Below are 23,423 nucleotides of genomic sequence, written 5' to 3'. Positions count from 1 at the left end.
TTTGTTAATAAAAGATAAAAATTATGTCTGAAATCAATTATGAAGGCATTGAACAAATGCCTCTGCGCACTTTTACCGAAAGTGCTTATTTGAATTATTCCATGTATGTAATCATGGATCGCGCCCTGCCTTTTATCGGCGACGGGCTGAAACCGGTACAACGCCGTATTGTTTATGCTATGTCCGAGCTGGGCTTAAACGCCACCGCCAAATATAAAAAATCGGCGCGTACCGTGGGGGATGTATTGGGTAAATTCCACCCCCATGGCGACACCGCCTGCTATGAAGCCATGGTGTTAATGGCGCAACCTTTTTCTTATCGTTATCCGCTGGTGGACGGACAAGGAAACTGGGGCGCCCCCGACGATCCGAAATCCTTCGCCGCCATGCGTTATACGGAATCCCGCTTATCCAAATTTGCCGAATTATTGCTTGGCGAATTAGGGCAAGGCACGGTGGATTATCAACCGAACTTTGACGGCACAATTCTTGAACCGCAATATTTGCCGGCCCGCTTACCGCACATTTTACTCAACGGCACCACAGGGATTGCCGTCGGTATGGCGACGGATATTCCGCCTCATAATCTGAACGAAATTGCCGATGCGGCGGTAATGCTGCTGGATAATCCGAAAGCCACTCTTGATGACATTCTTACCCTGGTGCAAGGCCCTGACTTCCCGACGGAAGCGGAAATTATTTCGCCGAAAGAAGAAATCCGTAAAATTTACGAAAACGGTCGCGGTTCCGTTAAAATGCGTGCGGTATGGAAAAAAGAAGACGGCGAAATTATTATTACCGCGCTGCCTCATCAGGCTTCGCCGTCGAAAGTAATCGCCCAAATCGCCGAGCAAATGACGGCTAAAAAACTGCCGATGGTTGAAGATATCCGCGATGAAGCGGATCACGAAAATCCGGTGCGTATCGTGCTGGTTCCCCGTTCCAACCGGGTGGATTCGGACGCCTTAATGGCGCATTTATTCGCCACCACGGATTTAGAAAAAAATTACCGCGTAAACATGAATATGATCGGTTTAGACAATAAACCGGCGGTAAAAAATTTGCTGCAAATTTTAACCGAATGGCTCTCTTTCCGTCGCAGCACGGTAACCCGCCGTTTGCAATACCGTTTGGATAAAGTGCTTTCCCGCCTGCATATTTTGCAGGGTTTGATGATCGCTTATCTTAATATTGATGAAGTCATTCATATTATTCGTAATGAGGACGAACCTAAACCGGTTTTGATGGCGCGTTTCGAGCTGTCAGACGAACAGGCGGAAGCCATTTTGAACCTGCGCTTGCGCCATTTAGCCAAATTGGAAGAACATGAACTACAGGCGGAAAAAGATCAATTGGAACAGGAACGTGCGCAGTTAGAACAGATTTTATCCTCCGAGCGTCGTTTAAATACCTTGATCAAAAAAGAAATCCAGCAGGATGCAAAAACCTACGCCAGTCCAAGACGCTCGCCGATTGTTGAACGCGCGGAAGCCAAAGCGATTTCCGAAAGCGAAATGATTCCGGCGGAACCTGTCACCGTCATTCTTTCCGAGATGGGATGGGTGCGCTGTGCCAAAGGTCATGATATCGATCCGCAAGGATTAAATTATAAAGCCGGCGATAAATATCTCGCCCATGCCTGCGGCAAATCCAGCCAACCGGCAGTATTTATCGACAGCAGCGGTCGCAGCTATGCGCTGGATCCGCTTTCATTGCCTTCCGCCCGCTCACAAGGCGAGCCGTTAACCGGCAAACTTACGCTGCCGGCAGGCGCCTCTGTTGACTATCTGTTAATTGAAAACGAAAGCCAACAATTGTTAATGGCCTCCGATGCGGGTTATGGTTTTATTTGTAAATTTGAAGATTTAATCGCTCGCAATAAAGCCGGTAAAGCGGTAATCAGCCTGCCTGAAAATGCAAAAGTGTTACCGCCGAAAAATATTGAAAATTCTACCGCACTTTTAGTAGCGTTGACGGCTGCGGGTAGAATGCTGATCTTCCCGGTTAAGGATCTACCATCCTTATCAAAAGGCAAAGGAAATAAAATCGTTACCATTCCGGCGGCAAGCGCCAAAGAACGCACCGATTTATTGGTAAAATTGTTGCTAATTAGTGAAAACTCAAGTTTGGTATTTCATTCCGGTAAACGCAAAATCACGCTAAAACCTGAGGATCTGCAAAAATATCGAGCCGAACGCGGGCGCAAAGGTACGCAGTTACCGAGAGGGCTTACCAGTCAGGCGGAAATTACAGTTGTTGAACCGAACTAAGCTGTCGCCATATAAAAAGGCAAGCGGATTAAACCCGCTTGCCTTTTTACCCGCCTAATTTATCGGAGCCGGCCTAATGCCGATAAACGTTCTTTGGCGAATTCCGCAATATCGTCATTGGCCTTTAAGGATGTTTGGTACCAATAAACGGCCTGTTCTTCGTCTTTATGGGTGCCTTCGCCTTTTTCATACATCATGCCTAATTTAAATTGCGCCTCGCTAACACCTTTCATAGCGGCACGTTCAAACCACAGAAAAGATTTCTGCAAATTTTTTTCCATATAATAGGCGTTACCCAAAGCTAACATCGCCCGCGGATAATCTACCCGCCCCGCTTTTTCTAAAATCCGAATAGCATGTTTGGTATCCTGTTTTACGCCAACGCCCTCTAAATACATCAAGCCGATGTAAGTTACCGCTTTAGCGTTGCCCTGTTCCGCCGACTCGTTAAACCACCAATAAGCCTTTTCTAAATTCTTTTCAACTCCGCGTCCCGATGAAAATAAAATACCTAAATTAACCTGTGCTTGCGAATCACCCCGTTGAGCAAGCGGCAATAACAGCGTATAGACGGTTTTCCAATCGCCTTTATCCGCCGACTGTTGCGCCTTTAGACGAATTTGAATGTCGTTCAATTCCGTTGTTACATTCGAGACTTCCGCATGTGTCTGCGGTGCCGCCGCTACATGGAAAGCACTCACCCAGGCAAATAATGCTATGCATAATTTATATTTCAATTTCATAACTGCTACTACCTAAACTTCTAACGCCTAAATTTCTAAACTTCCGGTATCTAAATGGTTGCCCATAATAATATGACAAAAAATAACAAAGAAACCGCCATTTCAATAAGACCTATTTGTTTCACCGATAATTTTTTAGCGGGTAAATAAATAGCGCGAACCAACGGTATAATAAATGCTAAAGTAAGGATATATTGTTGCACAAATAGAAAGACTAAAATACAACCAATATGAAAAATAATTGAGAGTTTCAAATAAAGCGGGTTCTTTCGCTCCCTCATCATTGATTTTACATAAAGTGTCGTCCCGATAAAAAACAAGCTAGGGTAACAAGCCACTTGCCAGATTTTATAATCCCAAACCGAATCGGCAAAATAGTAAGCCCCCATTCCCGCAACGGCAAAAATAACGATACCGTTTAAATCATTTAAAAATGCCCGCTCATTTTTTTGCTTGACGAAATAAACGCTTACCGATGATAACAAAGCGATAGTCAGTGCAAAATATAATATTTTCCAATTATAAATCAGAGCCGGAATAACAAAAATAATAACCGCGCAAGCATAAATCCATACCCATGTTTTATATTGTGCCAAATTACGCCCTTTAAACAAATTCAAAAAAGGATAACTTAATAAATATAATGAAAACCAGGCCAATAATAAGAAAATATGCGCCCAAACAGGTTGAGACAATAACATACCGTAAAAAAACGGCATTAATGCCATTACAATCGCACCATGCTGGTTTGAAATCAATAGTTTCATAGGAATTTGCTTATAGTAAAAAATAATAATGGGATATCATACCCAACTATTTTATGAAAAAAAAAAGAAACGAACGAGTTCTATTTAGAATTTGGCTTGTCTAACGCGACTTCCACAAAAATCGGATTGTGATCCGAACTTGATGTTTTTACCGTCGTGCTTGTTATTACATTCAATCCGCGCACAAAAACATGATCGAGCGGATTGGTTAAGAATCGTAAACGTTCGTCGGGGTGATAATTCACTTCATTTAATTGATATTGTTTCGCAAAACGGCGAACCAAATTTAAACGCGGCTGGTTCCAGCTGTTAAAATCACCCGCCAAAATAATCGGTCCTTGATGCTTCGCGACCAGTCGCATCATATTTTCCAACTGATTGCGATAGCTTGTAGGATGAAATTCAAAATTTACCAAATGCAAATTAACCACTAATAAAGATTGCCCGTTTTGTAAGGGAAATGTCATAGCATTACCCACTTTAGGAATCAAAATCCAGGGTTCTTTCTCAGCACCGCCACAAATTCGCTGCGGCATGGTTTTGGCTAAAATACTAACGCCTGATTCCCGCCCCAAGTAACTGAACGAGGTAACGTAAAGTGCGGTGGAAAATTGCGGAATTTCCTGCGCCAATTGCTGCGTGCTGGCGACTTCCTGTAGTAACAAAAAATCAGCTTCTTGAGCAAATTGCTGCAAACTTTGTTGCCAACCTTCATCCAATCCTTTGTGAATATTCCATACTACAAATTTAAATCGGTTCTGCCGAATAATTTGGAGCGGTGAATTCACTGCAAAGCAATATTGATTTTGCGGGGTTAGCGAGGAGGGTTGAACCGAATTGAAAGAGATTTTGGGCTGTTCGAAAATCTGAACGGTATAAAAAAAATAGGCTCCTGCGGCAAAAAACGCAAGAACAAAAATCAGTAAAAAACGCTTTAATTTACCCATAATTTAAACCGGACGAATACTGTCCATATCCAATTTTGCGTCGAACATATCCTGCAACAGCCGGACTTTCTTATCTTTCAGCAAGTCTTCTTTTGCCTGTTCGCTCAGCTCCTGATAAATTTGACGACGGTGATCAAGCGGCGTAAACAGACTTTCGTCATCATTGAAATCAATGGTTAAATTAATTGTTTTTCCATAAAACTTAGTTAAGGCATCCTGCAAAATTTCAACGGATTTATCCCGCACTAAATGCTTCTGTGCGGATCGCAATCCTAACTTCATTTCATTCTCATGCTGAATTAACACCACGGAATTTAAGGCGATTTGCTTTACCAGCTTCAATTCGTCAAGATGTAGTTGCGAGACGGTTTTCGTCCATTCGTCCCGTTCGTCCGCCATGGCAATTACTTTTGTAATCACCTCGGGCGTTTTTTCCTGCAAGATTGCTTTTTTAATATCAGACGGTCGAACGGCGGTTTCTTCCTGCGCTAATTCAGGATTGGTCCATTCCCAGCGGTAGGTTTCAGCCAAATTGGTTTCATCTTCCGAATCGTTTTCCGTATTCTCCGCACTATCTTCGGCATTTTCCGTTTCTGTATTTTTTGAATTAGAGAGGTTAACCAAACGGTCTAACAAATCCGCCTGTTTTTTTGATTTATTCTGCATGGTAACTACGGGAAGTGCGGTCACTTTTGGCGAAGTTTCGGATAAATCGGATAAACTTGAAGAATCGGTTTCAGTTAGAGGAGAAGAAGTTACATTAACGTTTTTTTTTTCGCCGTTTCCGCTCGCCTGAGAACGCAATTTTTGAATTTGTTCCAGAGCGCTAAGCGCAGCTGAACTTGGTTGTTCCGCATTTGCCGCAGCGGAATGTGCCGGTGATTCATACTTCGCTTTAATGGATTGCGACACAACCGGCATATCCACTAAATTTTCAGTTTTTTTAACCGCACTTTGTACGTAGGTTTGAACGTTCGATAGCTGCTCTTGTTGGCTCGGCTGGCTTTGAACAAGCTTAGGATGAAAGGCTAACGCTCGCAATAAAGTCATTTCCACACCGATACGAGGATTTGGTGCGAACGCTAACTCTTTGCGACCGTTCACAACAATCTGATAGAACAACTGCACGTCTTCCGGCGCAATATGTTTCGCTAAGAAACCGATTTGAGTTTCATCGTTACTTGTTGAAGGTAGCAATTGTTGCATGGCAATTTGGTGCAAAGTTTCACCTACTTCAATAAGCAATTCATCCCAATTTCCGCCTTTATCCGCAACCGCTTGAATCACTTTCATTAAATTCTCGCCGTTACCTTGCTGTAACGCATAGAGAATTTCAATAGGCTGATTGTCATCCAATAAACCAAGCATCACACGCACAACATCCCGGCTGATGTTACCGTTAGACATAGCAATCGCTTGATCAGTAAGACTTAAGCTGTCACGAATACTGCCCCGGGCGGCTTTTGCCAGTTTATCAAGTGCGGTCATTTCATAAGGAATTTCTTCTTCCTTAAGAATATGCTGTAGATGATGGCTGATTTGTTTTTGATCTAAAGCTTTTAGATTGAATTGCATACAACGGGATAAAATCGTCACCGGTAATTTTTGCGGATCCGTTGTAGCCAGTAGGAATTTGACATATTCCGGCGGTTCTTCCAAGGTTTTTAATAACGCATTAAAAGAATGACGGGAAAGCATATGTACTTCGTCAATCAAATATACTTTATATCTCCCCTGCACGGGTTTGTATTGAACGTTATCCAGCAATTCGCGCGTATCTTCCACTTTCGTACGTGATGCCGCATCGATCTCAATAAGATCGATAAAGTTACCTTCTTCAATCGCTTTACAATGCGCACATTTACCGCAAGGCTCCGCCGTGACACCATCCATGCAATTTAACCCTTTGGCAAAAAGACGAGCGATAGAGGTTTTACCAACGCCTCTGGTGCCGGAAAAGAGATAAGCGTGATGCAGGCGATTTTCCCTTAAGCCGTTAGAAAGTGCGGCCAAGATATGCTCTTGTCCGACAACTTCGGCAAAGTTTTTCGGCCGCCACTTTCGTGCTAAAACTTGATAACTCATTGCTTATCTCTTAATTGAATTTTATTAATTAAATCTATTGATTACAACGTCAGACTAATGGCCTTCAAAATTCACCAAAGTGAAAGGTTCCACACCTAGGCTGCGTAAACGTTCTTCACCGCCTAATTCCGGCAGATTAATCACGAAAGCGGCATGTTTCACATCGCCGCCTAAACGCTTGATCAGCTTAATTGTTGCATCAACAGTACCGCCGGTTGCTAATAAATCATCAATAATTAATACGTTATCGCCAGCTTTCACCGAATCCACATGCATTTCAAGGGTGTCTTCGCCATATTCCAGTTGGTAAGATTGCGAAATGGTTTCACGAGGTAATTTTCTCGGTTTACGCACTAATACAAACGGCAAACCTAACGCCAAAGCCACCGGTGCGCCAAAAATAAAGCCGCGGGACTCGGTACCCACAACTTTAGTAATCCCCTGATTTTTATAATTTCCTACAATCAAATCAACCGTTGCCTGGAATGCTTCCGGCACTTCAATAAGGCTGGTAATATCGCGGAAGATAATTCCTTCTTTCGGATGATTAGGAATAGATTTGATTGAAGATTTAATAAGTTGTAACTGTTCGTTCATTTTATTGCCTAAAGTGCGGTCCAAAACAGACCATTTTTACTGAAAAATCAAACGCTAAAATGTAAAGGATATTGACTAGGATTGCAAGAATTAATCCGCCGAATTCGGTAATTACTGATAAATATCTTTGCCGTCTTTACGAGTTTTTAACAAACGTAAAATCCATACATATTGTTCGGGTGCCGGGCTGACAAAACTTTCAATTTCGGCATTCATGGCACGTGCCGATTGTTTCGGATCTTCGCTTAATTCCATCGCAGGATGAATTTCCATTTCATAGCGCCCTGCTTTAGCGTTATAACGGGGAAACATAGGTATAACCACTGCTTTGGCTAATTTTGCCATTTTATTCAATCCCGGCAGGGTTGCTTTGTAAGTGGCAAAGAAATCTACAAATTCACTGGCTTGCGCACCATAATCCTCATCGGGCAAATAATAGCCCATATCACCTTTCCGTACCATATTTAAAAAAGGTTTAATGCCATTTTGGCGGGCATGCATTTTGCCACCGAAACGCTCGCGGGTGATGGTCCACAACCAGTCAACCAACGGATTACGGTGAGGATTATACATTGAGGTCATCGGCATACCGTGGGTATGCAAAATGATACCGGACGCATCAATTGCCCAACCGTGCGGTACCATCAGGATGATGTTATAACCTTGTTCTTTCGCCTTTTGAATATGCTCAATACCAAAAAATACGCTACGTCGCTGCAAATGTTCCTTTGAACGAACAGCAATTTCACCAATACCCAACATAACCTGCGTTACCGTGATAAACATATTGTCAATCACTTTTTCCCGCTGTTCCGCCGACCATTGCGGGAAACAATATTGCAAGTTGACTCTCGCTTTATAACGGGGTTTTTTCGCATATTTTGCGATAACTAACCCCAGTTTCGCCGCTAAATTATCACGCAGACGAAAAGGGATAAAAGCAAAAATAAGTAATACAAATATGCCCAGCCATATTCCCCAATACTTGGGTAACAAATAGGACCATGAAAAATGAGGCTCATAGCCTACTCTTGCGGTTAATCTTTTATTTTTTTCCGACATATTTATTCTCTTAACTAAACCATCCCTGATCATAGGCCATTTTGACAGTCATAATAAATGACATAATCACAACCATCGGGCGAATAATTTTTTTACCGCCGGACAACACCATTTTTGCCCCGAAATGTGCGCCGACAAATTGCCCCACCAACATCACTAACCCTACCGACCACAAAATATGTCCGCCGATTAAGAAAAAAATCAATGACGCAAAATTTGAAGTAAAGTTAAATACTTTCGCGTGAGCCGTTGCCTTAGCTAAGTTGAATCCCAGCAAAGTAACGCAGGCTAAGCTTAAAATAGAACCTGTGCCAGGCCCGAAAAAGCCGTCATAAAAACCGATGCTTACTCCCGCCGTAAAGGCATAAACGCCATAAGATAAACGTTGCCGCGCATCTTGTTCGCCAAGCTTCGGAGTAAATAAAAAATATAAACCGATAGCTAAAACTAAAAACGGAATGACTTTCTTAATTAACGACGCATCAACTAACTGAATTAGTATGGTACCTATAACGGCACCGATAAACGTCATTAATAAAATCAGCCAAACCGCGGATAAATCTACCGCCCGTCGACGAATAAAATACCAGCTTGCGGAAAAAGAACCGCCGCAAGCCTGCAATTTATTGGTGCCCAATGCTAATGCGGGCGGCATACCCGTCATTAATAAAGCGGGAATCGTAATTAAACCGCCACCGCCGGCAATTGAATCGATAAATCCGGCAATTACCGCTACCGTAAATAAAATAACGGTAATCTCAATTGTCACTTCCATGAATGTTCCTTTATCGGTTAATCCTGCCACTCGCTACGATTTGGTGAATTTAACACTTGCTGGCATAAAAAAGGTTCCGGCGGTAATGTTTTTTTTGTCGTTGCGCCGGAAGAGGGTTTCTGCGGCTCAAACCATGAATATAACTCGGCACCGCAGCCGTCTCCTCTCGGTATTGCCGGCTGATTTTCACAATAATTTGCACCATAAGGACAGGTTAACCGCACATGGATGTGAGAATCATGTCCAAACCAAGGACGTATTTTTTGCAGCCAGCTGCGATCCTGACGTTCCGTTTGACAAAGTTTAACTTTAATTGCCGGGTTGACAAAAATCCGTGACACTTTACTGTCTTGTGCGGCTAGTTTGATTAGATTAAAGTGATTTTGATTCCAGATATTCTCATCAACCCGTTGTTCGGCTCGATCCACCACCAGCAGCCCCTTGCCGTCGGAATTTAAGGCGTCTTGATCGGACATAGAGCCCATCCGCAACCAAATATCCGCATCCAACCCCATTTGATGGCTCGCATGCCCGGTTAAAAAACGTCCGCCGCCAGGCATCGCGATATCACCGATTAGCATGGTCGGCAAGCCTGCTTGTTCTACTTTCTTGCCAAGGCGCTGCAAATAACTAATCATCTCGGGATGACCGTAAAAACGGTTTTTATTCATACGGATAACCTGAAAACCGTCGCCTTTTGCCGGCATTGGTTGCGCACCAATAATACAACCGTTGCTATAAGAACCGATAGGTTCGGATTGACCGTTACTGCTCGGAATCGGACGTTTAATCCGCTGCCAGTCTTCCGGTGCGGCATTAACAACTGTCAAACCGGTTAAAAGTGCGGTAGAAAATACCAAAGTTTTTAAATATTTTTTCATCGCTCTCTCACTTCATCAAGGAAAAAAGTGCGGCAATTTTAACCGCACTTTTAAAATTTGTTATTTTAAGACCAGCTAAGGTTTTATTAGCATATAATATCGCTATTTTAAGCCACATTGCGCCCGATGTCTAAGAAGATGATCAAGTAATACGATTGCCGTCATGGCTTCCGCAATGGGAACCGCCCGAATACCCACACAAGGATCGTGCCGTCCTTTGGTAATCAGCTCTACGGGTTCGTTATTTAAATTTACCGTGCGCCCCGGAACGGTAATGCTTGAGGTGGGTTTTAAAGCGATAGTTGCAATAATCGGTTGCCCGGTGCTGATACCGCCTAAAATACCGCCGGCATGATTCGAAAGAAAACCTTGCGGTGTCATTTCATCTCGGTGTTGGGTTCCGCGCTGTTCCACAACGGCAAATCCGTCGCCGATCTCGACCGCTTTTACCGCATTGATTCCCATCAGTGCGTGAGCAAGATCCGCATCAAGCCGATCAAAAACCGGTTCGCCTAAACCGACAGGCACATTTTCCGCCACCACCGTTAATTTCGCACCGATAGAATCGCCGTCTTTTTTCAATTGACGAATCAATTCGTCGAATTTTTCCACCGCACTTTGATCAGGGCAAAAAAACGGATTATCGTTGACTTGCGCCCAGTCTATTTCGCTGATGTTTTGCGGCGCAATTTTAACATTGCCGATTTGCGATAAGAAACCCCGTACTTCCACACCGAATTGTTCACGCAAATATTTTTTGGCAATAGCGCCCGCTGCCACCCGCATCGCCGTCTCTCGAGCGGAAGAACGACCGCCACCGCGATAATCGCGAATACCGTATTTTTGCTGATAGGTATAATCCGCATGACCGGGACGGAATTTATCCATAATATCGCCATAATCTTTCGAGCGTTGATCGCCGTTTTTGATGATCATACCAATGCTGGTACCTGTGGTTTTACCCTCAAATACACCGGATAAAATCTGCACTTCATCATCTTCGCGACGAGGAGTGGTATAACGGGACGTGCCCGGCTTGCGACGGTCTAAATCCGGTTGGATATCCGCTTCCGAAAGCGCCATATTCGGCGGTACCCCGTCTACAATACAACCCAACGCAATACCGTGTGACTCGCCGAATGTAGTCACGCGGAATAATTGCCCAATGCTGTTTCCTGCCATGTTGTGTTCCTTTTATTTTTGTAATTTTAATTGTTCGTTGCCTAATTTCACTTCTTCATCGGCGTTTTGATTTTTGATAAATACATCTAACTGATTAAACGCGATTTCAATATTGTGCTGCGCTAATAACGTATTAATTCGATTATTCAGGAAATCAATGGTTGGATTACGATCGGAAAGATTACCCACATAAACCCGTAACTCATGATCCAACGTACTTGCACCGAAAGTTAAAAAATACACCACCGGACTCGGTGTTTTCAGTACTTTATCGCAATCATTTGCCGCTTGCAGCAATAATTTCTTCGTTAATTCAAGATCCGAACCATAGGCAACACCAACGCGAATAATCACCCTTGTTACCGTATCTGATAACGCCCAGTTTACCAAGCGTTCCGTTACAAAGGCTTTATTCGGCACGATTACTTCTTTTCCGTCAAAATCAACCAACGTGGTTGCGCGAATTCGGATTTTAGATACTGTGCCGTTAAATTCGCCTAAAGTGATCACATCACCGATCCGCACCGGACGTTCAAACAAAATAATGATACCGGAAACGAAGTTCGCAAAAATTTCCTGCATACCGAACCCCAACCCCACGGAAAGTGCGGCAAACAGCCATTGAAGTTTTGACCACGACATACCCAAAGTCCCGAATGCGAAACTAGCCCCTAAGGCAATAACCGCATAGGTTAATAAGGTCGTTATCGTATAAGGCGTCCCTTGCGAGAGTTTTAGGTTAGAGAATATTAATACTTCCAACACACCACCGATATTTCGTACTAATACGTAAGTGGCGAATAATACCAAGATAGCGATTAATAAATTAAATAAAGTGACGGACTCCATAACGGTACCCGATTCGGTAGTTACCGACTGTTTCCATAAAGTTACGCCGTCTAAATAATAAGCCACCGTCACTAAATCCGACCACACCCAATAAAGCAGTCCGAATAAACAAAGCCATAACAGGAAGTCTGTGATTTTTGAGATTTGTTGTTTTACTTCGCTCACCGCCAAAGTTTCTTCTTTAACCTCTAAGATGACTTCGCCGCTATCCCCCTCCGGATGTTCGCTGGCTTCCGCTTTCGCTCTGGCTTGTTCACGTTTTTCCTGTAAACGTTTCGCCGCTAAACGACGGGAGGTTACGGAAAATGCGCGTTGAATTATATTGCGGAAAATAACCCAGGTAATTACTGCAAAATAAGTAGCGACCAAATGCTCAATGAGTACCAGTGCAGTGTAATAATAACCGACCGCAATAAGCACAATTAAAATAATCGGCGCCAGCAATAATACCGCGCGGATAAGATATAAGACATAAGTATGCGTACCTTGCTTATCATTATTGGTGGCTTCTTGATAAGTCGAAATCGCTTTACGGAAGCCCGGCGCAACTATAAAAATAGTGACTATCAATACGATAATAGTCATCGCTTGTCCGAGCACATCATAAGTCACGCCCATTTCCAAATTAGTGAAAATAGACGTATTCAACAATAATGCAATCACCCACACCGACTGTTTTAATATTTTACGGAAAGTTTCGTTACTTTGTTTCGGCATACCGAAATGGGTATAGCCGATACCGTTCGGGCGCAACATCGCCAGCAAAAAGGCGAAAAACAACCAGTACACCGACATTTTTAAGCCCCAAGGCCATACCTGTGTCGGATCCTGAAAACAAATATAAGTTACTAAAATAAATACGGCTAAGAACATGAAGGTACTTGGCAAACACAAAATAATCGTCCAGAAAATCGCCAAAGGCGTATTCCACTGATTATCCGTACCTAATGACTTAATTTTATTATTAATACGGGTTAACTGTTGTTTGATCTTCTCTTTTTTTCTATGAATAATCGCCGTCAATGCAATTAATAATAAAATCCAGAAAACCGCAGGAACAAGATTATCCCGCCAGTTTGAAAAATCAAAAGTATTGCCGATACCGCGTAATTGATACCGAATCAACATCGGCGCGTCCTGCAGCCATTTCAAATCGATATTGCTATTACTTTTAACCCAGAAACTCTGTTGCTTCAGCTTGGATTGCAAAGCGTCACTGATAGTTTGAACCTGTTGCTGATTCAGTTCTAAATTAATAGAAACATTTAATTGACCGTTTAATTGTTTAAGCAAATCCGTCAACACTTTATCCCGGGCGGCTAAAATATCCGTTAATTGGTTTTTCTCGGCATCCGTAAAGGTGACTTTATCGCTTTTCTCTAAACTAGCAATATAAGCCGGCGCATTATTGACATTGTTCTTAAACTCGGTGATATCAAAAATCTTTACCCGCAAATCCGCAATCTGTTTCGGCAGCCCTTTAATCATAGAATCCTGTGGCAACGATTGCTGCTGTTTATTAATAATACGGGATAAAACCAAAGTGCCTTGCAACGCACTGATTTGTTCTTCAATATTATGCTGAGTTTGTTGCAGATTATCGAGTATGCCTTTGACACGCAAATTATCCTGCGATAATGCGTTGAGTTTGGTAGTTTGCTCCAATAAATCTTTAGTAACGGCAGTATTTAGATCCAACTCCCGAACAATCACCGGATTTGTATTCGTCGCCGCGCTTTTTTGCTGAGACTCGGTAGCTTTTTCAACCTGTTCCTGAGTTTTTTCTAAATTTTTTTCGTTAATAATATCTTGTAACGCCGTCAGTTGCTTTTGTAACTGAGTTTGCTCTAACGTCTTCTCATTCACCTGGCTGGTATAGAGGTTGGTTAATGCATTATTACCATACAGTAAAATCTGATTGTAGGCATTTTTGAGTTCTAATAAGGCAAGTTGCGCCGTTAATTTAGTTTGTAAAGTCTTCTCAATATTAACGTTTGAAAGCTGGCTATTTAATGCCTGAGATTGTTTTAAATTCTCCGTCAACGCCGCTTGTGCACGCTCCGGTGCGGTTTTTTGCCCGGACAAATTAGCATTTAAAGTAAGCAGCTCCGCCTGTAAATTTTGCAAATTCTCTGTCGCCGACTCACTTCTGTCTTGTAATGTCGTCAGGCTTAACTTACGAAAATCCTCTTTTAACTGCTCGACGGTTTTTTCCTGTTTTTTGAAACGCTCGATATTGGCTTTACTCTCTGCCAATGTTCTGGTTGACCGATCAATATCTTTATTTAATTTTTCATTATCCGCTTTTTGTTTGGCAATCTGCGCTAATAATTCCTGTGCATCTTGTAAATTTTGTACAAGCGCTTTATTAACCTCGGTCTGCTCATCTTTTTGTAGCTGTTCAATTTGCGCCTGCAAAGACTTCTCGGTTGGCAAATCCGCCGCAAGCGTACTTCCGACAAAGGCAAATACCAAGCTTAAAGCCAACCCAAAAGAACGGATGATTCTTATCATATTCACTTTCCTAATAAAGTCATTAATTCTGTTTTTAATAAATTTCTTGAGATTTTAATGGTGCCTTCTTGCCGGGCTTTTTCTACATCGAGCGGAAAATAGGCAACCGGTTGTTTAAAACGTTCAATTTTATCTGACAACCAAATTTTCAATTTTTCTACCGCACTTTTAAAATTATTTTCCGTATCGGCATCCAAATTAAATTGGATCATCGCAACGGGACGCTGCCCGAATTCCGCATCATCCCTTGGCAAAATAAACACTTGGTTGACAAGTTCATAGCCTTGGATGATATTTTCAATTTCTTCAGGCTGAATATTCTCACCGCCGGAAATGAACATATTATCTAATCTGCCAAGCAAGACTAATTCATTGTTCAACCATTGCCCTTTATCTTTAGTTTGAAACCAACCTTGTTTATTCGTTAAAGGCCGGATTTTTTGATCGATCCAATACCCCTCGGCCAGCCCGGCACCTTTTAACCAGATTTCATCATCAACAAGTCGGTATTCTCTACCCTTTAATGGCAACCCCACACCGGCGGTTTCATCACTTTCTTTGGCAAAAACCGTAGACCCCATTTCCGTCATACCATAACCCGAATAACATTGTATGTCTAACCGGTTGGCTTGCCGGGTTAATTCGAGGGGAATTTGCGAACCGCCTAATAAAATGTGCTTGGTACAAACAAACTTATTCGGATGTTCCGCCAAATAGCTCAATAAACGCTGTAACTGGGTTGGCACCAGAGAAACATGACTGACACCGATAACCGAAGCATAAAAATCCGCTTGCGGCAAAACAAGCTCGCCGCCCTGCTGCAACCAACGCCAAAGAATACCCTGCCCGGAGACATGATACAGCGGTAACGACAACAACCAGCTATCATTAGCGCCAAACCGCATTAACTCGCTCACACCAACAGCATTAGCCAAATGTGCATTGACGGAATGCACCACCGCTTTCGGCAAACCGGTGGAACCCGAGGTTAAAGTCATGGTATAGCCTTCGGTTAAAGTAAAAGTGCGGTCGTTTTTTGCCGAATTTTTTAGTCCCCGGCAATGATATTGAGAAGAAGAAAAATCAATGCGCAAGCTGATATCGTTCAATTCGCATAACCGATTAATTTTTTCAACCGGAAATGCCGGGTTTATGCCCAACACCCGCAAACCAAACTGTAGCCCCGCTAAATAAAAACATAATAAATCCATGCTGTTTTTACCGCATAAAGCAATACCCTGTCCCATACTCAAACCTTGCCGTTGTAATGAGAGACGGGTTTGCTCAATGCGTTGGGCTAATTGCGACCAAGTAAAAACTTCGCCTTGCAAATCATCTCGCAAGGCGGTTTTATTTTGGTACGGTGCCGAATTCGCATAATTCAGCCAAGGAAACATCAGCATGGAAATCAATTAAACGACGGCAAAATAAGGTCTGACTTCGTCAATCAATTCTTCCGGCAATTCCATAAATTGCATGGTACGTTCAAGCATTAACATTTTACGACCGCTGTTGGTATTGGTTATCACCCAATAAGGCGTATCGGGAATTTGACGCGGTTTGGTATGATTGCCCGCCGCAAGCAAGGTCGCCTCATCCCGGGCATAATAGGTTCTGGTACGCCCTTGCGAGGTTTCCTGCTCCGTTGCCTGTGCAAAACTTTCCGGATTCGTGCGGTACAATACGGATAAAATATTTAAAAAGCGCACCACCATTTTGCTTTCTTCCTGAAAAGCTTCCGACTGCAACAAATTCTTCACTTTCGTCACAATATGTTGAATGGATTGCGTTGATTGTTTGCGCGCCGGGGTTCTAATTTCCTGTTCGGAAGAAGGTTTCGGCGTTTCCGCAACGACATTTTTTTCCGCCGGCAATTGCGTTCCTTTTTCCTCGTTAGTTGAATTCATCGTTGATTGAGTTAAATCCACCGCAGTTAAATTTACGCCGGATACCGGCAAATTCAATAGACGACGCAAAATATCCGATGCACTTTCACCGATTGATTTAGTCTGGCTGGCAATGTACTGATAAAGTTCTTCATCTACTTCAATAATTTTCATTCTATCTTCTCTCAACAAATGACTTGATCCACAATGGAATTTTTATCATTATAGCGACTTCTTTATAAATACTCTAGGGTCGTAAACGTTTCAAAATGAAATTACTCAATTATCAGTTTCATCAATTAAAACAACCTTCTAATCAAGCTACAATGGTTTTCATTCACGGCTTATTCGGCGACATGAATAATCTGGGAATTATTGCCCGAGCTTTTAGCGACGCTTATAATATTTTACGTTTGGATTTGCGCAATCACGGACAAAGTTTTCATGCCGACGAAATGAATTATTCATTAATGGCGCAAGACATTATTCATTTACTTGAAACCCTGCAATTAACGAAGGTTATTTTAATCGGACATTCCATGGGCGGCAAAGCGGCAATGAAAACAGCTGCGCTGCGCCCCGATTTGGTGGAAAAGCTGATTTGTATCGATATCGGTCCGATTGCTTACGCCCATCGTTGGCATGACGACGTATTTGCCGGTTTGTTCGCGGTGAAAAATGCGCAAGCATCCTCCCGCCAAGAAGCTAAACCTATTTTGGCAAGCTATATTAAAGACGAAGGCGTGATTCAGTTTATGCTAAAATCCTTTGACGGTAATGCGGCGGAAAAATTTCGCTTTAATTTAACCGCACTTTTTAATAATTACGGGCAAATTATGGGCTGGGAGGAGGTCTTTTTCGACAAGCCGACCTTATTCATCAAAGGCGGAAATTCGGATTATCTCCAATCCGGATACGGCACGCGGATTTTAGCTCAATTTCCGCAAGCTTCCTCCTTCACCATAAACGGTAGCGGACATTGGGTTCATGCGGAAAAACCGGAGTTTGTCGTAAGGGCGATTCAACGGTTTTTAGAATCAAATTAATCGGTAAATCCTGTTTAACTCAATAGTTATTTATGTTATAGTCCAACATATTTTTCCGAAGAAGAAAATCATTCTCACAATGAGAATGATTTTTTACTTTGACAAATTCAGTGATTTGAAAATGGCAAAACAAGATGCAGATTATATAACTTTAGATCTGTTCGCTAATGTGCCGAAAATAGGACGCCCGAAAACAAATCCACTGAGCCGCGAACAACAAATCAGAATAAATAAACGCAATCAACTCAAACGTGATAAATCAAGCGGTCTAAAACGTGTTGAATTGAAATTGCATACTGATTTAGTTCGGCAGTTAGAAGATTTAGCGTCTCAGCAGCAGATTAGTCGAGCGGAAGTTATCGAGAAAATTTTACAAAATTATTTCAATATTCAAGAAAATAGGTAAGAAAAGAAATGGCAATTGTTGGTTTATTTTATGGTAGTGACACAGGCAATACGGAAAATGTTGCTAAAATGATCCAAAAACAATTAGGAAATGAATTAGTTGATATTCGTGATATAGCCAAGAGCACAAAAGAAGACATTGAAGCCTACGACTTCTTAATGTTCGGTATTCCGACCTGGTACTACGGCGAAGCGCAATGCGATTGGGACGATTTTTTTCCGACGTTAGAACAAATTGATTTTACCGATAAATTAGTGGCGATTTTTGGTTGCGGCGACCAAGAAGATTATGCGGATTATTTCTGCGACGCGATGGGAACCGTGCGCGAAATCGTAGAACAGCGCGGCGCAATTATTGTCGGTAACTGGCCAACGGAAGGCTATTCTTTCGAATCTTCCCGTGCTCTAATTAATAACGATACTTTTGTAGGTTTATGTATTGACGAAGACCGCCAACCGGAATTAACGACCGAGCGTGTCAATACTTGGGTTAAACAGGTTTATGATGAAATGTGTTTAGCGGAATTAGCCTAATAAAAAATAGGAGAATAAAATGTCTGAAGAAAATATCAAGCTGCTTAAAAAAGCAGGTCTTAAAATTACAGAACCGCGCTTGACGATCTTAGCATTAATGCAAGAGCATAAAATGCAGCACTTCTCTGCTGAAGACGTTTATAAACTTCTATTGGAAAAAGGTGAAGAAATCGGTTTGGCTACGGTTTATCGCGTGTTAAACCAATTTGATGAAGCCCATATTCTTATTCGTCATAATTTTGAAGGCAATAAGTCCGTATTTGAATTATGCCCAACTGAACATCATGATCATATTATCTGTGTGGACTGCGGTAAAGTATTTGAATTTAATGACGATATTATCGAGAAACGACAACAGGAAATCAGCCGCGAACACGGTATTCAGTTACAAACCCACAGTCTGTATTTATACGGCAAATGCGCCGATATAGATAAATGCGATAAATAATTTCTTGTAAAAGTGCGGTAAATTTTACCGCACTTTTTTCTTTCTTTTTTACCTAAAAATCCCAATTAGTTTCCTTTTTGTGATATAATCCGCCTAATTTTTCCATAAGAAAATTAGGATATTTAAATGACTGAATTAGTCCAAGATATAACCCCCGTTAGTATTGAAGAAGAACTGAAATCTTCATATCTCGATTATGCAATGTCCGTTATTGTCGGTCGTGCATTGCCTGATGTGCGTGACGGTTTGAAACCGGTTCATCGCCGCGTACTTTTCTCCATGAACCAAAGTGGTAACACCTATAATAAATCTTACGTAAAATCCGCCCGTGTTGTGGGGGATGTAATCGGTAAATACCACCCTCATGGCGACAGTGCCGTATATGACACTATCGTACGTATGGCTCAGCCCTTCTCATTGCGTTATATGTTGGTTGACGGCCAAGGTAACTTTGGTTCTATTGACGGCGATGCGCCCGCCGCTATGCGTTATACCGAAGTACGTATGCAGCGCATTACTCAGGAATTATTAACCGATTTGGATAAAGAAACGGTAGATTTCTCACCAAACTATGACGGTAAAGAAATGATTCCTGACGTGTTACCGACTAAAATTCCGTCTCTTTTGGTTAACGGATCTTCCGGTATCGCAGTAGGTATGGCTACAAATATTCCGCCGCATAACTTAGGCGAAGTAATGGACGGCTGTCTTGCCTACATGGATAACGAAGATATCAGTATTGACGAGTTAATGCAGTTTATTCCCGGTCCCGACTTCCCTACCGCCGCCTTGATTAACGGTCGCCGCGGTATTGAAGAAGCCTATAAGACCGGGCGCGGCAAAGTTTATGTGCGCGCAAAAGCAAGTGTCGAAATTAATGACAAAGGCCGCGAACAAATCATTATCACGGAAATCCCTTACCAGGTAAATAAAGCGAAGCTGGTAGAAAAAATCGGTGAATTAGTGCGTGATAAAAAAATTGAGGGTATTGCCGGCGTTTTAGATCTTTCCAACAAGGAAGGGATTCGCCTTGAAATCGATATCAAACGGGATGCCGTAGGCGAAGTGGTATTAAACCATTTATATGCGTTAACTCAAATGCAAGTGACCTTCGGTATTAACATGGTTGCATTGGATCACGGTCAGCCCCGCCTGTTCAACTTAAAACAAATTATTGAAGCCTTTGTAAAACACCGTCGTGAAGTGGTGACCCGCCGTACGGTTTACGAATTGCGCAAAGCGCGGGAACGGGCGCATATTTTAGAAGGTTTAGCTATTGCACTGGCTAACATTGACCCGGTTATCGAATTGATCCGCGCTTCAAAAACAGCGGATGAAGCGCGCGAAAACCTATTATCCCGCGCCTGGTCTTTAGGCAACGTGGCGCCTATGCTGGAGGCGGCGGGTGTTGATGCATCCCGTCCCGACGGTTTAGCCGCGGAACTCGGCGCCCATGACGGTCAATATTTTTTATCAGAAACTCAGGCTCGCGCAATTCTTGAATTACGGCTGCACCGTTTAACCGGCTTAGAACATGAAAAAATCGTCGAAGAATACCATGAAATTTTACTTCAAATCGGCGAATTAATCCGTATTTTAACCAGCTCGGTGCGGTTAAACGAAGTGATTCGTGAAGAATTGGAATTAGTTAAATCCACTTACAACGATGAACGTCGTACGGAAATTACCGCTGCTTCAGGCGACATTAATCTTGAAGATTTAATTGCTCAGGAAGATGTTGTAGTAACACTTTCTCATGAAGGTTATGTAAAATATCAACCGCTTACCGATTACGAAGCGCAACGTCGCGGCGGTAAAGGTAAATCGGCGACCAAAATGAAGGAAGACGACTTCATCGAAAGATTATTAGTGGCGAACACCCATGATACAATCCTTTGTTTCTCAAGCCGCGGTCGTTTATATTGGCTGAAAGTTTATCAATTACCGGAAGCCAGCCGTGGTGCTCGCGGTCGCCCTATCGTGAATATTCTTCCGTTAGAAGACAATGAACGTATTACGGCTATTCTTCCGGTGGCAAGCTATGACGAAGATAAATTCGTTGTAATGGCAACCGCCTGCGGTATTGTGAAAAAAACCGCTTTAACGGAATTCAGCCGCCCGCGTGCTAACGGTATTATTGCGGTGAATTTACGCGATGAGGACGAATTAATCGGTGTTGATATTACCGACGGTTCAAACGAAATTATGCTGTTCTCTTCTCAGGGCCGTGTAGTTCGTTTTGCCGAAGCGGCAGTACGCGCGATGGGACGTACCGCAACCGGTGTCCGCGGTATCAAACTTGCCTTGACCAACGATATTTCCGATGATGAAAGTGCGGTGGAAATTGAGGAAATTTCTGATGATAATGCAGAAGACACATTAGATCTCAATATCGACAAAGTGGTTTCATTGGTTATTCCGAAAAATGAAGGTGCAATCCTGACTGCAACACAAAACGGTTACGGCAAACGTACCGCTTTAAACGAATACCCGACTAAATCGCGTAATACAAAAGGTGTGATTTCAATTAAGGTTAGTGAGCGAAACGGTAAAGTTGTAGCGGCGACCCAAGTTGAAGAAACCGACCAAATCATGTTAATCACCGATGCGGGAACCCTCGTTCGCACTCGTGTCAGCGAAGTGAGTATTGTCGGACGTAACACCCAGGGCGTACGTTTAATCCGTACGGCGGAAGACGAACACGTTGTAAGTTTAGAACGTGTCGCCGAACCGGAAGAAGACGAATTTGACGCTGAATCCCCTGAAACTGCGGTTGAAAATTCAGAAGAATAATCTCTTTATTCATAAATCGAACGGCTACTTAGAGTCTATTTAAGTAGCCGTTTTTGTTTGAAAGTCTATATCAGATTTAACCTTAATCTTCATTATTTTTACGAATACCATACTTGGCGTCCATAATATATTGATTATTAAATAATTTTAATAGATAGGTTAAGTTTACCGGGCTGACGCTCTACCGTTTATTTCTTACGCCAACTTATCTCCCAGCAAAAACTGCAGAACCGAATCCATACGTAAATGCGGGATAATTTCACCGCTTTCGAGCGGTTGAGGTTCGAACTGGTCAAAATCGAATTTCTGTTGTTGCCAAAAATCGGTGCTTGGTAACCGGCTTGGTACTGACCCCGGATAAACCGTCACCTGCCGTTTATCTTTTGAACGTATGCCTTGTAGGGCTTTAAAGGTTTTTCCTTCCTGTTCCACCAATACTTGTTTTGTCGCTCTGATGGCGGCAATTGCCGTAAAACCGGTTTCAATGCCTTCAAAAGCGACATGGCGACCACCGTCTTGCACCAGTTGACGCATTAAGCTTACCAAATTAGGAATTTGATCGCTGGTAATATGATCCGCTTTGGTTGCGATAAACATTAATTTATCAATACGGGGATAAAATAACCGGTTAATTAAGCGCCGTTTCCCATAATGAAAATTCTTAAATAATTGCTGTAAACCTTCTTGCATATCCTGAAATGCCTGCCGACTATGATTTATAGGAGTCAGGCAGTCCGCCAGAATGAGCTGGCGATCAAAATGAACAAAATAATTTTCGTAAAAACCTTTCACGACTTTATTTTTATAATAATCGTAACGTTGGTTGAGTATGGCAAAATAACTATTTGGTTTTGCTTCCTCCTTGAGCTTCTTCCAATCCTTTTCCGCAAGATGCAGCAAAGGGAAAAATTGCAAGACCGGCGCCCCCTCCAATTCGGCGGGCAATACAAAACGTCCGGGTTGAATAAAATGCAATCCTTGCTCTTTGCAGGCTTGTAAATAGACAGTATAATCCTTAGCTATTTGAGCCAAAATATCCTCATCTGCCATCGCGGTCAAATCTAATTTTTTTGCTTTTTCCAGCCAGGCTTGAGCCAATTCGGCACGTAAACCTTGCCGTAAATTCTGTTGCTCCAGACTCCATTGCTGATAATTTAAATTCAATAACGGTAAATCCAGCAACCATTCACCGGGATAATCAAAAATATCAAGATAAAGAGTGCTTTTTTCTTTAATATGACTAAAAAGCCCCGAATTATGATAACGAACGGCCAGTCGGGTTTCGCTTACGCCACGGGTCGATTGAGGCCACTGCGGCGGACTTGCCATAAGCGAATTCAAATTTGCTTCATAATCAAAACGGGGAATATTCAAATTGATTTGCGGAATACGTTTAACGCCGACAATTCGCTGCTGACGAGCGGCTTCAAACAACGGCAAATGCCCGTTTGTTACATTATCAATGTTAATTAATTGATTGATTAAACTGGTTATAAATGCTGTTTTTCCGCTTTGACCCAACCCTGTCACAGCAATACGCAGCGTGCGGTCAAGCCCACGATTGATGAATTGATTAACTTCTCGTTGAATACTGGTAAACATCTTATGATTCCAATTAAAAATAGCTAATTGCCTTAAT

The 23,423-nt window shown here is 42.4% G+C and carries 19 protein-coding genes; 6 read left to right on the top strand and 13 right to left on the bottom strand.

Going from position 1 to position 23,423, the window contains the following annotated elements; all coding sequences use genetic code 11:
- Positions 1 to 23 precede the first annotated feature (23 nt).
- Positions 24 to 2,270: a DNA topoisomerase IV subunit A gene (gene parC, locus A4G13_RS02175; protein WP_090653523.1), complete on the top strand. Its 2,247-nt coding sequence runs from the start codon at positions 24 to 26 to the stop codon at positions 2,268 to 2,270.
- Between the two features lie 59 nt (positions 2,271 to 2,329).
- Here parC and A4G13_RS02170 read toward each other — a convergent pair whose 3' ends face one another.
- The 12 genes from A4G13_RS02170 to seqA form a co-directional block, all read right to left on the bottom strand.
- Positions 2,330 to 3,013: a tetratricopeptide repeat protein gene (locus A4G13_RS02170; RefSeq protein ID WP_011200052.1), complete on the bottom strand. Its 684-nt coding sequence runs from the start codon at positions 3,011 to 3,013 to the stop codon at positions 2,330 to 2,332.
- 50 nt (positions 3,014 to 3,063) lie between these two features.
- A complete protein-coding gene (locus A4G13_RS02165; protein WP_090653521.1) occupies positions 3,064 to 3,780 on the bottom strand; it encodes a YwiC-like family protein in 717 nt (238 codons plus the stop codon).
- An 80-nt stretch (positions 3,781 to 3,860) separates the two neighbouring features.
- Complete coding sequence (locus tag A4G13_RS02160; protein ID WP_090653520.1) at positions 3,861 to 4,727, bottom strand: endonuclease/exonuclease/phosphatase family protein; 867 nt, start codon at positions 4,725 to 4,727, stop codon at positions 3,861 to 3,863.
- A 3-nt stretch (positions 4,728 to 4,730) separates the two neighbouring features.
- On the bottom strand, positions 4,731 to 6,812 hold the full coding sequence (dnaX, locus tag A4G13_RS02155; RefSeq protein WP_011200049.1) for a DNA polymerase III subunit gamma/tau: 2,082 nt from the start codon (positions 6,810 to 6,812) through the stop codon (positions 4,731 to 4,733).
- Positions 6,813 to 6,866: 54 nt separating this feature from the next.
- Positions 6,867 to 7,409 (bottom strand): adenine phosphoribosyltransferase, encoded by a 543-nt coding sequence (gene apt / locus A4G13_RS02150; RefSeq protein ID WP_041639646.1) that lies wholly within the window; start codon positions 7,407 to 7,409, stop codon positions 6,867 to 6,869.
- Between the two features lie 111 nt (positions 7,410 to 7,520).
- Complete coding sequence (lpxM, locus tag A4G13_RS02145; protein ID WP_424945107.1) at positions 7,521 to 8,471, bottom strand: lauroyl-Kdo(2)-lipid IV(A) myristoyltransferase; 951 nt, start codon at positions 8,469 to 8,471, stop codon at positions 7,521 to 7,523.
- Positions 8,472 to 8,481: 10 nt separating this feature from the next.
- Complete coding sequence (locus A4G13_RS02140) at positions 8,482 to 9,246, bottom strand: TSUP family transporter (RefSeq protein ID WP_090653518.1); 765 nt, start codon at positions 9,244 to 9,246, stop codon at positions 8,482 to 8,484.
- A 17-nt stretch (positions 9,247 to 9,263) separates the two neighbouring features.
- Positions 9,264 to 10,127: a penicillin-insensitive murein endopeptidase gene (gene mepA / locus A4G13_RS02135; protein WP_090653516.1), complete on the bottom strand. Its 864-nt coding sequence runs from the start codon at positions 10,125 to 10,127 to the stop codon at positions 9,264 to 9,266.
- Positions 10,128 to 10,229: 102 nt separating this feature from the next.
- Positions 10,230 to 11,309 (bottom strand): chorismate synthase, encoded by a 1,080-nt coding sequence (gene aroC / locus A4G13_RS02130; protein ID WP_090653515.1) that lies wholly within the window; start codon positions 11,307 to 11,309, stop codon positions 10,230 to 10,232.
- 12 nt (positions 11,310 to 11,321) lie between these two features.
- Entirely contained in the window at positions 11,322 to 14,672 is a 3,351-nt protein-coding gene (gene mscK, locus A4G13_RS02125) for a mechanosensitive channel MscK (protein ID WP_090653513.1), read from the bottom strand.
- A gap of 2 nt (positions 14,673 to 14,674) precedes the next feature.
- A complete protein-coding gene (menE, locus tag A4G13_RS02120) occupies positions 14,675 to 16,069 on the bottom strand; it encodes an o-succinylbenzoate--CoA ligase (protein ID WP_165898041.1) in 1,395 nt (464 codons plus the stop codon).
- 15 nt (positions 16,070 to 16,084) lie between these two features.
- Complete coding sequence (gene seqA / locus A4G13_RS02115) at positions 16,085 to 16,732, bottom strand: replication initiation negative regulator SeqA (protein WP_011200041.1); 648 nt, start codon at positions 16,730 to 16,732, stop codon at positions 16,085 to 16,087.
- A gap of 95 nt (positions 16,733 to 16,827) precedes the next feature.
- On the opposite strand from seqA, the gene A4G13_RS02110 reads away from it, so the two are divergent.
- From A4G13_RS02110 to gyrA, 5 genes are all read left to right on the top strand, one after another.
- Positions 16,828 to 17,604 carry an alpha/beta fold hydrolase gene (locus A4G13_RS02110; RefSeq protein WP_090653508.1) on the top strand — a complete coding sequence of 259 codons (777 nt, stop codon included), beginning with the start codon at positions 16,828 to 16,830 and terminating at the stop codon, positions 17,602 to 17,604.
- 121 nt (positions 17,605 to 17,725) lie between these two features.
- A complete protein-coding gene (ybfE, locus tag A4G13_RS02105) occupies positions 17,726 to 18,010 on the top strand; it encodes a LexA regulated protein (protein ID WP_041640163.1) in 285 nt (94 codons plus the stop codon).
- 8 nt (positions 18,011 to 18,018) lie between these two features.
- Positions 18,019 to 18,543: a flavodoxin FldA gene (gene fldA / locus A4G13_RS02100; protein ID WP_090653506.1), complete on the top strand. Its 525-nt coding sequence runs from the start codon at positions 18,019 to 18,021 to the stop codon at positions 18,541 to 18,543.
- 19 nt (positions 18,544 to 18,562) lie between these two features.
- Entirely contained in the window at positions 18,563 to 18,991 is a 429-nt protein-coding gene (gene fur, locus A4G13_RS02095) for a ferric iron uptake transcriptional regulator (protein ID WP_011200037.1), read from the top strand.
- 126 nt (positions 18,992 to 19,117) lie between these two features.
- Positions 19,118 to 21,784, top strand: coding sequence for a DNA topoisomerase (ATP-hydrolyzing) subunit A (gene gyrA, locus A4G13_RS02090; RefSeq protein ID WP_011200036.1), 2,667 nt, complete (start codon positions 19,118 to 19,120; stop codon positions 21,782 to 21,784).
- A 195-nt stretch (positions 21,785 to 21,979) separates the two neighbouring features.
- Here the strand turns inward: gyrA and A4G13_RS02085 are convergent, their stop codons facing one another.
- Positions 21,980 to 23,386 carry a YcjX family GTP-binding protein gene (locus A4G13_RS02085; RefSeq protein ID WP_090653504.1) on the bottom strand — a complete coding sequence of 469 codons (1,407 nt, stop codon included), beginning with the start codon at positions 23,384 to 23,386 and terminating at the stop codon, positions 21,980 to 21,982.
- Positions 23,387 to 23,423 lie beyond the last annotated feature (37 nt).

It is taken from the genome of Basfia succiniciproducens (genome assembly GCF_011455875.1).
Taxonomy (GTDB): Bacteria; Pseudomonadota; Gammaproteobacteria; order Enterobacterales; family Pasteurellaceae; genus Basfia; species Basfia succiniciproducens.
The sequence above is the reverse complement of the archived record's forward strand: the minus strand, read 5'-3'. Positions and strand labels throughout refer to the sequence as shown.

Bases quoted from the DNA above. Each gene is read 5' to 3' on its own strand.
- fldA (WP_090653506.1), top strand. From the start codon at position 18,019: ATGGCAATTGTTGGTTTATTTTATGGTAGTGACACAGGCAATACGGAA.
- mepA (WP_090653516.1), bottom strand. From the start codon at position 10,127: ATGAAAAAATATTTAAAAACTTTGGTATTTTCTACCGCACTTTTAACC.
- seqA (WP_011200041.1), bottom strand. From the start codon at position 16,732: ATGAAAATTATTGAAGTAGATGAAGAACTTTATCAGTACATTGCCAGC.
- A4G13_RS02110 (WP_090653508.1), top strand. From the start codon at position 16,828: ATGAAATTACTCAATTATCAGTTTCATCAATTAAAACAACCTTCTAAT.
- A4G13_RS02170 (WP_011200052.1), bottom strand. From the start codon at position 3,013: ATGAAATTGAAATATAAATTATGCATAGCATTATTTGCCTGGGTGAGT.
- A4G13_RS02085 (WP_090653504.1), bottom strand. From the start codon at position 23,386: ATGTTTACCAGTATTCAACGAGAAGTTAATCAATTCATCAATCGTGGG.
- A4G13_RS02160 (WP_090653520.1), bottom strand. From the start codon at position 4,727: ATGGGTAAATTAAAGCGTTTTTTACTGATTTTTGTTCTTGCGTTTTTT.
- fur (WP_011200037.1), top strand. From the start codon at position 18,563: ATGTCTGAAGAAAATATCAAGCTGCTTAAAAAAGCAGGTCTTAAAATT.
- aroC (WP_090653515.1), bottom strand. From the start codon at position 11,309: ATGGCAGGAAACAGCATTGGGCAATTATTCCGCGTGACTACATTCGGC.
- gyrA (WP_011200036.1), top strand. From the start codon at position 19,118: ATGACTGAATTAGTCCAAGATATAACCCCCGTTAGTATTGAAGAAGAA.
- A4G13_RS02165 (WP_090653521.1), bottom strand. From the start codon at position 3,780: ATGAAACTATTGATTTCAAACCAGCATGGTGCGATTGTAATGGCATTA.
- parC (WP_090653523.1), top strand. From the start codon at position 24: ATGTCTGAAATCAATTATGAAGGCATTGAACAAATGCCTCTGCGCACT.
- menE (WP_165898041.1), bottom strand. From the start codon at position 16,069: ATGTTTCCTTGGCTGAATTATGCGAATTCGGCACCGTACCAAAATAAA.
- ybfE (WP_041640163.1), top strand. From the start codon at position 17,726: ATGGCAAAACAAGATGCAGATTATATAACTTTAGATCTGTTCGCTAAT.
- dnaX (WP_011200049.1), bottom strand. From the start codon at position 6,812: ATGAGTTATCAAGTTTTAGCACGAAAGTGGCGGCCGAAAAACTTTGCC.
- A4G13_RS02140 (WP_090653518.1), bottom strand. From the start codon at position 9,246: ATGGAAGTGACAATTGAGATTACCGTTATTTTATTTACGGTAGCGGTA.
- lpxM (WP_424945107.1), bottom strand. From the start codon at position 8,471: ATGTCGGAAAAAAATAAAAGATTAACCGCAAGAGTAGGCTATGAGCCT.
- mscK (WP_090653513.1), bottom strand. From the start codon at position 14,672: ATGATAAGAATCATCCGTTCTTTTGGGTTGGCTTTAAGCTTGGTATTT.
- apt (WP_041639646.1), bottom strand. From the start codon at position 7,409: ATGAACGAACAGTTACAACTTATTAAATCTTCAATCAAATCTATTCCT.